12 protein-coding genes are annotated in these 16,702 nt (G+C 37.3%); 9 read left to right on the forward strand and 3 right to left on the reverse strand.

Features of this window, described 5'->3' with window-relative positions; all coding sequences use genetic code 11:
* Window positions 1–2: 2 nt before the first annotated feature.
* The 9 genes from BCY91_RS02625 (at window position 3) to porU2 (ending at window position 13,168) form a co-directional block, all read left to right on the forward strand.
* A complete protein-coding gene (locus tag BCY91_RS02625; protein ID WP_120180482.1) occupies window positions 3–1,109 on the forward strand; it encodes a chorismate mutase in 1,107 nt (368 codons plus the stop codon).
* Complete coding sequence (gene aroA, locus BCY91_RS02630; protein ID WP_120180483.1) at window positions 1,109–2,356, forward strand: 3-phosphoshikimate 1-carboxyvinyltransferase; 1,248 nt, start codon at window positions 1,109–1,111, stop codon at window positions 2,354–2,356. The genes BCY91_RS02625 and aroA overlap by 1 nt, the downstream gene beginning before the upstream one ends.
* A 117-nt stretch (window positions 2,357–2,473) precedes the next feature.
* A complete protein-coding gene (gene aroC, locus BCY91_RS02635; RefSeq protein ID WP_120180484.1) occupies window positions 2,474–3,562 on the forward strand; it encodes a chorismate synthase in 1,089 nt (362 codons plus the stop codon).
* A 151-nt stretch (window positions 3,563–3,713) separates the two neighbouring features.
* A complete protein-coding gene (locus BCY91_RS02640; RefSeq protein ID WP_120180485.1) occupies window positions 3,714–4,109 on the forward strand; it encodes a hypothetical protein in 396 nt (131 codons plus the stop codon).
* A gap of 129 nt (window positions 4,110–4,238) precedes the next feature.
* On the forward strand, window positions 4,239–4,502 hold the full coding sequence (locus BCY91_RS02645) for a hypothetical protein (protein ID WP_120180486.1): 264 nt from the start codon (window positions 4,239–4,241) through the stop codon (window positions 4,500–4,502).
* A 214-nt stretch (window positions 4,503–4,716) separates the two neighbouring features.
* Window positions 4,717–5,955: a protoporphyrinogen/coproporphyrinogen oxidase gene (locus BCY91_RS02650; RefSeq protein WP_120180487.1), complete on the forward strand. Its 1,239-nt coding sequence runs from the start codon at window positions 4,717–4,719 to the stop codon at window positions 5,953–5,955.
* Window positions 5,945–7,366, forward strand: coding sequence for a flippase (locus BCY91_RS02655; protein ID WP_120180488.1), 1,422 nt, complete (start codon window positions 5,945–5,947; stop codon window positions 7,364–7,366). Before BCY91_RS02650 ends, BCY91_RS02655 begins: the two co-directional genes overlap by 11 nt.
* A complete protein-coding gene (locus BCY91_RS02660; protein WP_120180489.1) occupies window positions 7,363–8,307 on the forward strand; it encodes a hypothetical protein in 945 nt (314 codons plus the stop codon). The genes BCY91_RS02655 and BCY91_RS02660 overlap by 4 nt, the downstream gene beginning before the upstream one ends.
* A gap of 4 nt (window positions 8,308–8,311) precedes the next feature.
* Window positions 8,312–13,168 carry a putative type IX secretion system sortase PorU2 gene (porU2, locus tag BCY91_RS02665; protein WP_182995288.1) on the forward strand — a complete coding sequence of 1,619 codons (4,857 nt, stop codon included), beginning with the start codon at window positions 8,312–8,314 and terminating at the stop codon, window positions 13,166–13,168.
* A 1-nt stretch (window position 13,169) separates the two neighbouring features.
* Here the strand turns inward: porU2 and BCY91_RS02670 are convergent, their stop codons facing one another.
* From BCY91_RS02670 to BCY91_RS02685, 3 genes are all read right to left on the reverse strand, one after another.
* Window positions 13,170–14,339: a glycosyltransferase gene (locus BCY91_RS02670; protein ID WP_120180491.1), complete on the reverse strand. Its 1,170-nt coding sequence runs from the start codon at window positions 14,337–14,339 to the stop codon at window positions 13,170–13,172.
* 374 nt (window positions 14,340–14,713) lie between these two features.
* Window positions 14,714–15,673 carry a GNAT family protein gene (locus BCY91_RS02680; protein ID WP_120180493.1) on the reverse strand — a complete coding sequence of 320 codons (960 nt, stop codon included), beginning with the start codon at window positions 15,671–15,673 and terminating at the stop codon, window positions 14,714–14,716.
* A gap of 83 nt (window positions 15,674–15,756) precedes the next feature.
* The gene (locus BCY91_RS02685; RefSeq protein ID WP_120180494.1) at window positions 15,757–16,602 is read right to left on the reverse strand and encodes an energy transducer TonB; all 846 of its coding nucleotides are present in this window, start codon (window positions 16,600–16,602) and stop codon (window positions 15,757–15,759) included.
* Window positions 16,603–16,702 lie beyond the last annotated feature (100 nt).

Below are 16,702 nucleotides of genomic sequence, written 5' to 3' on the forward strand. Positions count from 1 at the left end.
AGATGAAACTGAACTTAAACATAGAACCATTAAGCAACTGGGCACCGGTTAGCAATGGCCCCCTAATTATTTCTGGACCTTGTAGTGCAGAAACCGAAGAACAATTATTGGCTACCGCCCGTTTGCTAAAACAAACCGGAAAAGTGCATGTATTACGCGCCGGAATTTGGAAACCGCGTACACGTCCGGGCGAATTTGAAGGCATTGGCGCCGTTGGTTTAGAGTGGTTAAACAAAGCTAAAGCAGAAACTGGCTTTCCTATAGCGGTGGAAGTGGCCAACGCTAAACACGTAGAAGAGGCTTTAGCCGCAAAAGTTGATATTTTGTGGATTGGCGCGCGCTCTACCGTAAACCCTTTTACTGTGCAAGAAATTGCTGACGCTTTAAAAGGTGTTGATATTCCGGTAATGGTTAAAAACCCGATTAATCCAGATTTATCTTTATGGATTGGTGCTTTAGAACGCATTAACGGTGCAGGCATCACCAAAATTGCAGCTATCCACCGCGGTTTTTCTTCTTTTGAAAAAACAGCTTTCCGTAACGAACCGATGTGGGATTTGGCAATCAACCTTAAAACTTTATTGCCAGAGTTACCAATCTTGAACGACCCATCGCATATCTGCGGATCTCGCGAGTTAATTCCGTTTATCTCTCAAAAAGCTTTGGATTTAGATATGCAAGGTTTGATGATTGAAGCGCACATTGACCCAACCGTGGCCTGGACAGATGCTAAACAACAAGTTACTCCGGCCGCATTATCAGAAATTATCGATGGTTTTATTTTACGTAAAGCAGAATCAAAAAACCCAGAGTTTACTGATAAATTAGCTGGCTTGCGCGAAAAAATCGACAAAATTGACGATCAGATTTTCCAAAAACTAGCTGAACGTATGAAAGTTGTAGAGCAAATTGGCGAATTTAAACGCGATAACGACGTTACTATTTTACAAGTTAGCCGTTGGGACGAGATTCTACAAAAAAGAGTTTCATACGGTTCTGTTTTGAATTTAGATAAAGATTTTAGTGCCAAAATTTTAGAATTGATCCATAACGAGTCTATCCGCAGACAAACCGCGATTATGAACTCGGCAAAAGCTGATTTAGGATAATGAGTTTATCTTTTTTGGTCAAAAAGGGAAGTCTAAAAACCGAAGAGGAAATTAGGCTAACTGGCTCTAAAAGCGAAAGCAACAGAGCTTTGATATTGGCTGCTTTAAGCAACGGAAAGGTTAAAATAAACAACCTTTCCATTGCGGCAGATACGGTTACGTTAAACCACATCATAAATCAACAAATTAAAAACAACCAAACCGTAGTTGATGTTGGTCCAGCAGGCACAGCCATGCGCTTTTTAACTGCCTATTTAGCATTGCGCGGAAAAGCGGTAGAAATTACCGGCACCGAGCGGATGAAGCAAAGACCAATCGGTATTTTGGTAGATGCACTGCGTGATTTGGGCGCAGCTATTTCTTATAAAGAAAAAGACGGTTACCCTCCTATTTTAGTTGATGGCAAGTTTGAGCAAAAAACCAACCACATCGCCGTGCCGGGCAATATCAGTTCGCAGTTTTTAACCGCGCTTTTGCTCATTGGAAGCTCGTTACCGCAAGGCTTAGAGCTGGAAATTGTAAATGAGCTGACGTCGAAACCTTATGTGGATATGAGTTTAGCGATGTTAGCGCAATGTGGCATCAGCTACGCTTGGAACGGGCAAACCATCACAATTGAGGCGCAAGAGTTTGCAGACAGTACGTTAACGATTGAACCGGATTGGAGTGCAGCCTCGTACTGGTACAGTGTGGTTGCCTTATCTGAAAACACGAAAGTACACTTGCCAAATCTTCGCGAAAACAGCCTTCAGGGCGATAGCGCCATTGCCGAAATTATGGCTTTGTTTGGCGTAAAAACCACCTACACTACGCAGGGTATCACCATTGAAAAGGCAGGTGGCGAGATAAATCCGCAATTGTTAGATTTTAAGAAATGTCCGGACCTCGCACAAACCGTTGTGGTTTGCGCAGCGGCTTTAGGCAAAGAATTTAGCTTCACAGGCTTAGAAACTCTGAAAATTAAGGAAACCGACCGGATTTTAGCCCTACAAACCGAGCTGTCGAAAATGGGCGTGACTTTCTTAGAAACCGAAGCAGGTGTATATCAGCTAAACTGCGAAAAACTGCTTTTTCCGAAAAGTATGGATGTTTCCACCTACGAAGACCACAGAATGGCCATGGCATTTGCACCTTTAGCATTACGAATTGATGAACTGGTGGTAGAGGAAGCAATGGTGGTAGAAAAATCGTACCCACATTTTTGGGAAGATTTAGAAAAAATTGGAATAGAAGTAAAACGTGGGTAAAGACATAAGTAGCAAGACACAAGTAGTAAGACGCTTATCGCAACCAGTCAGCTCCTAATACTTAACACTTGATACTCCGTACTTGATACTCAATACTCGATACTAAAAAAGAAAAACATGGCAGGAAATTCATTTGGTCAGCTTTTTAAGATTACAACCTTTGGCGAATCGCACGGCGTGGCCATTGGCGTAATTGTGGACGGCTGTCCTTCAAATATCCAAGTTGACCTAGAGTTTATTCAGCAAGAGCTGGATAAACGGAAACCTGGGCAATCAAAAATTACTACACAGCGGAAAGAATCTGATACCGTGCAAATTTTATCGGGAGTTTTTGAAGGCAAAACCACCGGCACGCCGATAGCGATGCTTATCCCGAATGAAGATCAAAAATCTAAAGATTACGATCATAACAAAGACACTTTCAGGCCTTCTCATGCCGATTTTACCTATCAAAGTAAATATGGCATTAGAGACCATCGTGGCGGTGGACGTTCATCGGCACGTGAAACTGCAGCGCGTGTTGCAGCAGGTGCGCTGGCGAAGCTTTTTTTACAGCAAAAAGGCATTGATGTGGTTGCACATGTAAGCAGCGTAGGTTTTATTGATGCGCCAAAAGCGGAAGTTTTGGATGTCGCAAAATTTGTAACACAACGCGAAAGCAATATCGTCCGCTGTGCGGATGCCGCCACGGCCCAAGAGATGATCCACTTGATTGATACCGTGCGTAAAGAAGGCGACACCATTGGCGGTAAAGTAACTTGCTTTATCAAAAACTGCCCTGTTGGTTTGGGAGAACCGGTTTTTGATAAGCTGCACGCAGACTTAGGTAAGGCCATGCTGAGCATTAATGCTGTACATGGTTTTGATTATGGTTCTGGCTTCGATGGCTCAACCATGCGCGGATCGCAACATAATGACATTTTCTTAAACGACGAAAACGGGAAAGTAATCACCAGAACAAATTATTCGGGCGGCATTCAGGGCGGCATTTCTAACGGAATGGACATAGATTTTAGGGTTGCGTTTAAACCGGTGGCCACCATTATGACCAACCAAGAAACCGTTAACGCTGCCGGGGAAGCCGCGGAGATTAAAGGAAAAGGCAGACACGACCCTTGCGTTGTACCAAGAGCCGTTGCTATTGTTGAAGCTATGGCGGCTTTAGTCATTGCGGACCATTTGTTGCGTAACGAAGTTTATCATTAAGCTAATCGCAAGGCCTTAACTGATCATTATAGATGCCCTAACCTTAAAAAGTTGGGGTATTTTGGTTTATTTACATTTGCTTTAGACGGGTATAAAAGTTGAGGATAACACAGCTCATTATCAATAAAAGCTTGGGGCTTAATTTTGTTTAATGATAAAGAACAATCAAACACAAAGGCCGTTGTTTAAACACGTTGGCACATTTGAAGGCGTGAGTATTTACGAAACTAAACTCATAAAAACTCATCATGAGCTGTGTTTGCCAAATATCGGGATTTTTGTTTCTGAGGGAGCCTTTTCTGCCGGGCGTGAGTTACCTGTTCTAAAACACGAGTTTGGCCACGTATTGCAATATCAGAAGCTGGGGCTGGTGAAGTTTTATTTGAAGATTGGTGTTAGTAGTCTGTTTAGCGCGATACGCAGTCGGTTTTTTAAACATTATCATCACCAAAACCACTGTGTAGAGGTAGAAGCTAACCGGCTTGCATTCGATTATTGTAATAAGCCACCAGATTGGGATTTTAAAAACTTTCCCGTGGAAATATAGAAAATGCCAATCGTAAAATTGGGCTGGCTTATAAAATGTTGGGCCAGCTTATATTCTTAAATGCGCAAACCATTGCGCAACTGATTTTAATGGCATTGCATTTGCTTTTTCTTAATTAAAAAACAAGCCATGACAAGAAATTATTTATACTTAGCAACTTTAAGTTTTGCAATGCTTGCAGCAAGCGCCTGCAATAACGAAAAAAAGACAGAAGACCACAGAGATACCGTTGTGGTAGAAAAAGAAACAACGCAAGACTCGCCCACACCAAGCCATAATGCGGCAACAGAACCCGCTACCAACGTCACCGTTGATAAAAACGGAGCCAAGGTTGAAACTAAAAACACCGGAGTAAGCGTATCTAAAGACAGCGTTGCGTTTAAGACGAGGTAGTTGGGGTGGCTTCGCCCTCTCTATAGAACGCAGTATCCATATGTATAAGTCATGTCCGAGATACCTGTTAGCCATTCCCTTGCCTGTTGAGGAAACACCTGTGGATGTTGCTAAAATCCTAACGCTTCTTCCTTCGATAAATTTGTTATTATTGTAAAATTTTTGGTTGTTTGTAACAACAAAATAAAACACAAAATCGTGTTGACCTCCAAGGATGAAAATAGGGATACTAGGTGCTGGTATATCCGGGCTCAGCATAGGCAAATTGTTAAGTTCTCAACATGAAGTTGAAATACTTGAGAGGCATATGGAACCCGGTGGGATTGCGAAAACCAAAAATTTCGATGGGATACCCTATCATACAGTTGGGGGACATTGCTTTAACTCTAAGCATTTAGACGTTTTAGCTTTCGTTTTTTCCAAGATACTACCCGAAGAAAAGTGGGATTTAATCCAAAGAAAATCTTCCATTCAATTTAAAAACAGAGAAATATCTTATCCAATTGAGTTTGCAGTACGAGAAATTCATGCTTTTAATCCAGAGCTGGCGTATAAAATTATAGAAGATTATCTTATAGCCCAACAAGACTTATCAAACGTTCACAACTTAGAAGACTGGTTTGTATCCAGTTTCGGTAAGACTTTAGCCGAAGAATATTTTATTCCTTACAATCGTAAGATATGGAATATTGAGCCAAAAGAAATGTCGCACGAGTGGGTAAAAGAAAAGCTCCCAATTCCTGACCGCAAAGCTTTCATGCAAAGTCTTTTTAACGAATTAAAAGACAACATGAGTCACCGACTGTTTTATTACCCAAAGAATAATCAAACGAATACATTCATCAAAGCTTTGGCAGACGGACTAAAAATATTATTCGGTTATAATGTTTTTTCGATAAGATACAGTAATAGGAATAAAAAATGGATTATTAATGACACACAACATTATGATTTAATCATAAACACACTACCGCTGAATATTGTACCCTCTCTGATAGAAAACTGTCCCCTAGAAATTGTTGATGAAGCGCAAAAACTGAGATACAACAGAATAACCACAATGTTATGGGAATCTGCACAAACATCGAACACATGGACATATATACCTGAGCCTGAATCGATTTTTCATCGATACATTCATATTAGCAATTTTGCTGGGAGTCAAAAAAGCTACACGATAACTGAAGCCGTCGGAGAAAGGAGCTACGATGAGATGGCGAACTGCGGACGAAAAGATCCGTTTTTAAAAACTCCCCTTGATCATAATGTTTCGGACCATGCCTATGTTGTCTTTGATAAAAATTATAATACGAGCAAAGACACTATATTAAAGTATCTAAAGCAGATTGGCATCTATACACTAGGTCGATTTGGCGAATGGGACTATTACAACATGGACATTTGTATAAAAAAAAGCTTAGAATTATATAAATTACTACAAGATGAGCATTAGAAAAAACATTATAAGCAATGTTTTGCTGTCGTCTTCAAAAATTATTTTTCCTCTATTCACCTTTCCGTACATCACAAGAACACTTTCGGTTGAAAGCTATGGTTCTGTGCTCTTTATAGATGCTTTCACACAATACTTCATAATTTTTTCAGCTTTAGGCGTTCCTTTTTATGGTATAAGGGAAATCTCTAAAATCAAACATAAACCAGAACTAAGATCAAAATTAGTGTTGGAATTAATTTCAATTAAATTATTGCTCGCAATTTGTTTTTCACTGATATTTTTGTTGTTAAAATTCTTTGTTCCAGAGCTTAAAAACAACACCGACTTAATAAAACTTGGGTGCATAAGTATTATAAGTTCATCTTTTTTGATAGAATGGTTCTATCAAGGAATGGAACTTTACGCATACATCACCAAGCGTTCTGTATTGATTAAAACTCTAAGCGTGATTTCAGTGTTTTGGCTAATTAAAGCAAACGATGACAAGCTTGTCTACTATTTTATTTTAGTTTTTGCCAACGTAACCAATGCATTTATCAACTTCGCTTATTACTTAAGAAAATACCATAGTCCAGTCTGCTCAAAACTTGAACTAACAAAGCATTTAAAACCTCTTGCAATCTTGTTTCTTATAAACATCGCGGTAAGCGCTTATACCTTGTTGAATACGATAATTCTCGGAGTATATACAGACGTTACACAAGTAAGCTATTACGAAGCCAGTTTAAGAATAAGTAAAATTGTCACTGTATGCATTGTTTCTGTGGGCGCAGTATTAATTCCGCGAATTACAAGTCTCGGCACAATTGGAAACAAAAACAAAATTAAAGATTTGATGAACATGTCTTGTAGCATCGTTTTGTTGACTACAATTCCTTTTTGTTGTTTTTGTATGTTGTTTCCGGAGGAGATTCTAAACATTGTGGTTGGAAAAAATTACGGAGATACTGAAAATGCCCTCCGGATTTTGTCTCCTTTACCTCTGATTATCGGTTTATGCAATGTATTCGGAATTCAGTTTCTTATGCCCATTGGAAAAGAAAAAAAGATATTTCTGGCAACGCTTATGGGTTTTGTGATAAGCTTAATTCTGAACTTTATTCTAACACCGAAAATTGGATATATTGGCGCTAGTATAGCCTGTCTCTGTGCAGAGTTTACTGTATTCGCAATCGTTTATCAAAACGCACGTCGCGAAATTGAGATTACACTAGACTACGGCTTATTACAACTCATAATATACAGTTTGGCCATATCTTACTGTATAACTATACCGCTACACAACTTGGTCAGCCGTTTTTTTCAATTATGGGTAATGATAATTTCTTTTGTAACTTGTCTCCTGCTTTTAAACAGCTATATTAAAAACACATCGTTGTTAAAAATCCTGACTCTTCAGATAAGATGAAAGAAGTTGCACTAGTAATAATTTTTAATCATAATTATACCGCCAACATAAAACCCTTAACACTTTTGTATGGTAACAGGTTTAAGAATATATTTTTTGTGATCCCATTTTACAATGGCAATCTACCGAATGTAATTAACGTATTTGAAAAATCCTGCTTCTTTCAAGGTTATATCTCATCAGCACTCAACCAAATAAAAAAAGAAGGTTTTAAATACTATTTAATAATCGGAGACGATGTATTTTTAAACCCTAGTATAGAAGAAACTAATTTCAAAAACTTTTTTAATGTTAATGAAGACACAGCGTTTATTCCCGGTCCTTTCCTCTTATCCGACCCCTCCGAAACAAGACCCTCGAGACCCTATGCTCCATATTGGAATAGTATTGCCGACGCCCAAAAATTCGATGTTATCCAATTTGGTTTTCATTCAGAAAAATATTTACCGTCCAAATCTGAAGCGAAGATGCTATTAAATAGACATGGTTTTGACTTTTCCTATAAGATACCGAGGCGCATGTTTTTTCCAAAACCGATGATAAGATTTAAAGAAGGCATAAGACATAATTTACAGGGCATTAAACTTTTACTAAAAAACATACCCAATTTAGTATATCCGAAACCTTTAAAATATCCTCTAATCGGTTCTTATTCCGACGTAATTGTTATCTCGGCAAAACATCAAGAAAACTTCATTAGTTACAGTGGAGCTTTCGCTGCTTTAAATTTGTTTGTCGAACTCGCACTGCCGACATCAATCGCTTTTGCTTATCCGAAGATAGTTTCAGAAATCGACACCAAATACAAAGGTGAAACATATTGGTACTATAGTCACAATGAATGCGAGAAAAAATATAAAAAATCACTACTTTACCTAACAGAAAATTTCCCAATCGACACACTTTATGTCCACCCTATTAAGCTTTCAAAATGGAAATAGCGCCGTGAATATTTTAAAGTTTACCGGATTGTTGTGTTTCCTTTTTGCCATCACTATATATAATAAAGCTTATGCTCAATCAATTTATGGCAATGAATGGTTACACGCTGGGCAATCTTATGCGAAAATTAGAATTAGCGAAAAAGGCATCTACAAAATAACCTACACTCAACTTCAAAATATTGGTTTTTTCGACAAAAGCACTTCTACCGTTGGAATCCAAATCTTTTATCTCGGAAAAGAAATTCCTTTGCACATTATAGGGGATGAAGACAATGATTTCAATGAAAACGACTATATCCTTTTTTACGGAAATCCTGACAATAGTAAAATTGATAGCGATTTATACAAACCTGGCGAACAACCTAATCCAGAAGTGAGTTTATTTGATGATGTTGCAAGCTATTATATTACCAATAGTTCTAAAAATGCCGGAAAGCGTTATCAGAACCTGAATTTAAGTTCCGCTGGAATTTCGCCGGAAAATGAAATTATCTACACGGTCTCGAAAAATTTTTCGAGCCAATACTATCCAGGACAATATGTTTTAGATGTAATGACTTTTTCTGACTACATTGAAGGCGAGGGATATTTAGGTGAAACTTTCAGTATAGGAACCAGCCAAACCCATACGCTCAGCACACCAAATTTCAACTCATCTAGCACATTTAAACCTGTTTTTGAAAGCTTTGTTGCAGGCAGATCAAACGCGTCTTCTACGGATCCTTCTGGAAATAACCATCATTTAAAGGTATCTGTAGACAATCTTGTTGTGAAAGACACAAAATTTAAAGGCTACAAAACTGTGCGGATAGCGGAGGCGCTTACTACAGTGCTTAATCAAAATACAAACGTCACTTTTAGTTCGATAAACGACATTGGGGCAGTTACAGACTTCCAAGCGCCATCTTATATTAGGTTGACATACCCGCGAACGCTTAACGCACAGGAAGTAAACTTCTTAGAATTCAAACTAAACAGCAGTAATACAAACTGTGTTTTAAACTTTACAAACACAGATACGTGGATCAGTAGCTTTGTCATTAACCCCGCTTCTTCTGAGATATATGCTGGTATCAAAAATGCCTCATCCACTACGTTTACAGTTAAAAACACTTCTAATACATACATAGTTTTTGATGCTTCCGCTATACGTGCCACCAATCTTGAGGTCTTACAAATAAATTTGGTAAATCCAAATACAACAGACGCTAAAATGCTAATTGTAACACACCCTTCTTTGGTAGAAAGTTCAAAAAAAATAGCTGCGTATAAGACAACTAGAGGAACAAATACATCTGTAATCAGCACTGAAGAGCTTTATAACCAATTTGGATATGGAGTCCACAGCGCTATAGCAATTCGTAATTACTGCAGGTTTTTATTGGAGAAAGCGGAAACAAAACCAGAGTTTTTGTTTCTGGTAGGTAAAGGATACGAATATGTAAAACAAAATCTAGAAGATGACTTAGTGCCTACTTTTGGATTTCCTGCTTCTGATATCGGGATTACCTCAAAACTGGAAGACGACAATTTGGCTCCTGCACTTGCCACCGGCAGGCTTCCTGCTAAAAACAGTGCAGACGTTGAGAACTACTTAGAGAAAATTAAAATTTTCGAACAGCAACCAAGCGAGCTATGGAGAAAGACAATTATAAATATTACAGGTGGTGGAAACAGTGGTGAAGATACACAATTCTCTGCATATTTGAGAAATCTTTCAAAGATATCCGATAAAGAATATTTCGGCTCGCATACCATCACATATTACAAAACTGTCACAGATCCAATTACGGATAATCTCACTGAAAAAATCAACAATACGATTGCAACCGGTGCTAGCTTGGTTACTTTTCTGGGTCATGGTAGTACTACTGGAACGGCAGTATCAGTAGGACGAGCAAAAGATATAGAAAAAGTGTTATTTTATTACATTAACGGTTGCAGCACAGGGAACGCATTTACTAGTGCTTCTTTAGGCGAAGAGTTTATTTTAGAAAAACAGCGTGGTGCAATCGGATGGATTGGCACAAGCAGTGAAGGTGTGGCCTCATATTTATCAGGTTTGGCAAATGCGTTTTATCAAAAAACATTTAAAACCAATTACGGACAATCAGTTGCTTCAAATCTCTCAGCCGGCATTCGTAATTATCAAAATCCAACTGATAATCTTAATAAAATTCATTGTCAACAAACAATCTACCTAGGGGATCCTTCACTAAGTTTTTACGCACCTACTAAACCCGACTATGAAATCTCACCGAACAATATTTCAATGGTCGAAAGTAATGCAACGGCAAGTTCGCCATCTTTTACATTATCATTAATAGTCAAGAACATTGGAAAAGCATTACCAGATTCTGTTAAAGTGGAAGTAATTAGAACACTAAGCGATAATACGATTATTAAGTATCCATATCAATCTTTCAACAATCTATACAATACGGATACGCTTCATTTCAACATCCCTAATAGTCTTGCGAACGCTTCCGGCAACAATAGGTTTACGATAAAAATAGACCCGGAAAATGAGATATCAGAATTGAATGAATTAAATAATGTCGCCGATTTTTCAATCTATCTTGCTTCGAACGGAATAAGTATCATATCGCCTATTCCTTACAGTATTTTGTCCAAAGATAATCTTGAACTAAAAGTACAATCTAATAACTTGTTTACAAAAACAGCTGTCTACTTGTTTGAAATCGACACAGTAGGTACTTTTGACAGTAACTGGAAAAAAACATCTGGAAAAATTAGCTCCAACTTATTCGCAAGCTGGAAGCCCGATGTGTCACTTGAGGCAAACAAAGTATACTATTGGAGAGCAAAACTTGATGCAGAAATAACCGATGGAGGTCAGTGGCAGAATAGCTCATTCACATATATTCCTGATAGTGAAGAAGGTTGGATCCAAGCTCACCATCATCAATTTTCGGGTATTACTCTAAAAAATATTACAGCCGATTTTAAATTTACAAATACTGTTTTTCCTATCAGGCTTAGCACCCGTGGACAAAATTCTACGACTACCGCAGAAAGACGCATTCGGGTAGGAGGAAGCAATGCTTCACCCTCGTACAATGGCTCGGAGTTCAATGGTCTTGCTATTATGGCGATTGATTCGACAAATAGCACAAAGATTTTAAACTATCCGAGCCCCTATAATTTTAAAAACGATGGTATAAATGGTTCAGGCGTCTTCTATTTTGACACTAATAACTTGACAGATGTCGATTCACTTGTCCGATACATCAATAACATTCCTCTCAACTACAATGTTTTTGGTGTAAGCGGCCTGAACTTCGCACCCAAAATGTTACCCGAGATCGCGAAATTTGCTCTAAAAAATTTAGGCTTGTCTTTATTTGAAAGCGTAAACAATGGTGAACCGTATGTTTTCGTGGGCAAAAAAGGTGTACCACAAAATAGCGGCTCTATTAGAGAACTAAGTGCAAGTGCAACCGAAGATATCCTATTTTTGTACGACATCCCATATCCCTGGAGTAACGGGACCTATACGTCTGAGAAAATTGGCCCGGCCAAAAAGTGGTATAAGTCAACTGTCGAATTCAATATCTCGCCAAATGATATTGTTAAAGCCAATGTTATCGGAGTAAAAAGAGATGGGATAGAAGAGATACTTAAATCGGGTCAAATGTTCACTTTCGACTTAACAGATGTAGACGCAAACGAATACCCTTTTATCAAGATTAGAGCGGAAATATCAGACAATGTGGAGTTTACCGCTCCAACCTTAAATTTTTGGAAAACCATATATGAAGGATATCCGGAAACTTCATTTAATCCGCAGGTTGAAAACTATTTTTATTCAAAACAAATTAACGAGGGTGATTCAATAAAAATAGGTGTGGGTATCAGTAATTTAAAAGAAATATTGAGTGATTCTTTAGATCTTTATTATAAGGTCACCAAACAAGATAGATCTATAATAAACGGAAAAATTCTTACCGTTTCCCCAATTCTAGCAAAAACAGATGCCAAAGCCCAGTTTTCACTTCCAACCCTTGGCTTAGCCGGGAACAACATTTTGCAACTACACCTTATTCCCAGAAATCAGAAAGATCAATTTGACTTTAATAATTATATAAATTATGACTTCAAGGTAATTGCAGATAATAAAAACCCATTGGTAGATGTTCTTTTTGACGGCAAACATATTATCAACGGTGAGGTTGTATCCCCGAATCCAAATATAAGTGTCTCTTTAGTTGATGAGAATAAATTTTTGATAATGCGCGACACAGGACTAGTCAAAATATTTCTCAAGAAACATGACGCAGGCGATTACAAAAGATTGTTTTTCGGCACAAATGAAATAAGTGTGCAAACCGAAGCTACCACTGAGGAAAACAACATGACATATCTGGTTAGAACGGGGCTTCTATCGGACGGTGAATATTCCCTAAAAATCAGTTCACGGGATGTCACTGGCAATAAAAATGAAATGGATCACGTTACCAACTTTACTGTTGTGAACGAACAAAGCGTCACCGATATACTTCCGTATCCAAACCCAGTTGTAAATAGTGCTCGATTTGTTTTTAAAGTTACTGGCGCTAAAGTACCTGACAACTTCTTTATTCAAATATTCAATTCGTCGGGTAAAGTTGTTAAAGAAATAAACAAAGATGAATTAGGAAATATTAAAATTGGAAATAATATATCTGATTATGTTTGGGATGGTACGGATAATTTTGGTGATAGGTTGGCAAACGGAGTTTATTTTTATAAGGTAACAATTGAAAATAACGACGGAAGCGCCATGAAAAGGAGGTACGAAGCAAACACTTCAAGGTTTTTCAAAAAAGACATCGGAAAAATTTATCTATTGAGGTAGTTTATTTTAATAATTCCTTATAGAGGTCCGCTGTTTTTTTTCCGATTGTTGTATAACTGAAATTCTCGATTGCTTGGGAGGAAATCATTGCTTTGTTGTAAAAAGTTGGATTTCTAACCATTTGAAGCATAGCGTTTTGAAGCTCCACCGGACTTCTTTTGTTAATTAATATTCCATTTTCATTATTTATTACTTCTGCAACACCCCCTACTTTGGTAGAAATAACGGGAAGTCCACAACACAAAGCCTCTAAAATAACACAAGGCATGTGTTCATAATCACTATTTAAAACAAATGCATCAGCAGACCTCATCAATTCTGCAACTTTATTATAAGCAACATGCTTAGATACAATAACGTATTTTTTAATATTTTGATTTTCAAAAAGATATTCATCTATAGAATCTTGATGTCCACCTATTAGCAGGAGCTTTGCAGTAATATTGTCGTTTGACAATAATAAATGAAATGCCTTTAAAATATCCAAAGTGTTTTTTTGTTTTGCAAAACTGGAAACGTGGATAAACGTGAAGTCAGTTTCTGAGTTTTCTTTAACTTGACAATAAAATAATGAAACGTCAACGACATTTGGCATTGTATAATGTCTACAAGCTTTTCTTGTCCACTTTGCGACAGAGTTGGTTAAACCTTCAGAAACACCTATAACAAGATCAAATTTCTTAAGAATAAGCCTGTAAACAAGCTTTTTAAAGATACTTTGCTTCCTAAAATTATAAGCAGCATTCTCTGCTTCATTGAACAAAGACCAATGTTCTGTTAAAACCAGTTTGAGATTGTATTTCCATTTAAGGTATAACGAAAATATACCAGATGGAAAAAACACATAATTATGTACTAATTTCGGCAGACCGTATTTTTTAAAAACAATTTTAAAAACAGCCAAATAATTAATTATCAAATTAACGCCGTTAACTATGTCTAATCGAGAATTTGGAAAATAACGCTTAAATGTGATGACATTTTCATTCACAAAATGTTCATCAGTCGAAAGCTGACTTCCTTTTTTAGTAGCAACGTAAATTACAATTTGTTTCTCATATGGTGCGACTGCATTTACCCATCTTTCATTAAAATCACCATTAGATATACTTAATTTACTAGGATACCAACTAGGCAAAACCAAAATATAATCAGAACCTTTCTGTCTCATGTCGTAGATCAATATTCCAAATTTTTTATAAAAAAAGCTCGAACAAACGCTTTTAGTTCATTCAAAAATTTCTTACCGTTTATTGTATGCTTTACAATATAATAAGGTTTTAATGTCGGATTATACCTGGCCTTAAATTCGGCAATACTTCTCATATTAGCGCCCATATAATCTAGGATCTCTATCCCATTTGCATTTAACCATTTTAAAACTTTAATGTATACAAAAGCATTTATCTCCTTTTTAAATTGATTTTGTGGTATTAAACGCAATATAAAATAAGCGGTACAGTCAAGCCCTTTTAAGCTCAGTATCCCAAACGTCTGTAGAAACCTCTTTAAACATTAGCTTTTAATTGAAACTACCATCCGTTTCTATGGAAGCTTGTTTAATATATATCCTTTAGCTAAATACAATTTATTAAACACAACTTTCCATTTAGATTTTAGATAACCTGTAAACGGGCGATATGAAATTATAAAATACATCTTCAAATCTGTATTGAAAAAAGACTTAAATATTGATATACCTCGGATGTTGGCTCCACACAAGTCAACCTCCGTAAATCCGTTCTCATAGCACCAGTTAATCTGGTTATAATACAAAAGTGTATGGCTAAACTTTTCGTTTGTCTTCGCATTATTTAAAAGTATGGTGTAAACTTTCTTTTTCGGATAATCAAATAAAACTAAATTTGAAGCTATAAGCTCCCCTTTTTTATACAAATTAAATGCTTTTAAATAGCCACTTTTCGACCATCCATTTATCAGTTGTTTGTAATGATGGATATGAGACGGACTGCTTCCTAAAGCTTTTAAAAAGTTAAGATTAATATCGACAGATTTTTCAGACGTATCCTCTGCAACAAATTCAAACTCATATAAATCGATTTTAGAAAGATTTTTATTTATACTATAGTGAGGAGCTAGGCTATTGTTTTTTATATGTGTGTACCTTACTTCAATCTTGAAGTTATTCCAGATAAATGGTCTTAGATCAAAAAAATCAACTTCTAACTTAAAGCAAATCTTTTTAAAATCTGACTTAAGATTAACAATTAAGCTATCGCATATACCAAAATAGATCTGTTCCGCTATTCCTTTTTCTATATAAAATGGTGAGTATGAAAATCCTTCAGGGATTATAATATCTTTCCCCTTAGAAAAAAAGGATATAAAAGATAAATAATCACCTTTTGATTTATACCCCATAAGGTTTATTTTTAAATTATAAGTAGTCGAGATTGTTTCTAGGTAATCATACTTGTAAAATATAGTGGTGTTTTTCTTAACAGTTATCTCTTCCCATTCGCTAATACTCAGTGTTTTCCACATATTGTTTAAATTCCTTATAAATTAAATGAGCCGCTTATTTTACAATAAGCGGCTCCTAAAATTAACAACATTTATCAACTCTCCTACTGCATCCTAAAAACAACGGGCATAATATAACTTACCCTAACCGCCCGGCCGTTTTGTATCCCCGGTTTCCAAAATGGCGATTTCTTAATCACCCGCATAGCTTCTTCATCGCAACCGCCGCCAATGCCCCTTACAACTTTTAAATTACTGATTTCACCATTCCTTTCCACCACAAAGGAAACAAGCACCCTACCGCTAATTCCAGCCTCTGCTGCAGCTGCTGGGTAACGCAGGTTTTTAGTGAGAAAGTTGCTCCAAGCCGCCATGCCACCGGGAAATTCGGGCATCATCTCCAAAAAAGCCGTGCCAACTGGCGCATCTTCGCTGCCAAGGCCCGTGCCTGCTCCAGCTCCGTCCGACCCGCTATTTGCAATCCCGTTTTCACCGCTGGTGGCCAAAGTGCCTTTCACATCATCCGCACCAATTAGGCTTTGCGCTATTTGCGCGGCTGTTGGCACCTCTGCTGTTACTAAATTGTCCTCAACCGGTTTTGCATTGCCTGCAAAATTAACTTGCTGTACATCCTCCACGGTTTTTGGCGATGCCTCTTCTCCCTTCGGTTGTGTAGTTTGCTCTTCTTGTATAGGTATGATAGGGATATCATCCAAAACCATAGGTCGCTCGAGCGGAGCTACACCCGGGACAAAATTCCCTTGCTTAGGAGAGAAAACAAACGACAACAGAATGCCTGTACCAAACAAACAAAATGTAAACAATAATGCTTTAAGGAGATAGTTGCCCGAATCTCTCCGTAAAATGTAGGCGCCGTAAGATTGATTGCGGTTTTCGAAAACAAGGTTGAGCCACTCCACCCTGTTAACATCAGTTTTTGGGAATAACATAGCTTTAAATTTAGAATTGGTTTTCTCTTATAACGATAGATATTTTACTAAATTATCTTTAGGGAGATTTATTTTTTCCGAAAATTCATTCCATAAAAAA

It is taken from the genome of Pelobium manganitolerans (assembly GCF_003609575.1).
GTDB classification, from domain to species: Bacteria; Bacteroidota; Bacteroidia; order Sphingobacteriales; family Sphingobacteriaceae; genus Pseudopedobacter; species Pseudopedobacter manganitolerans.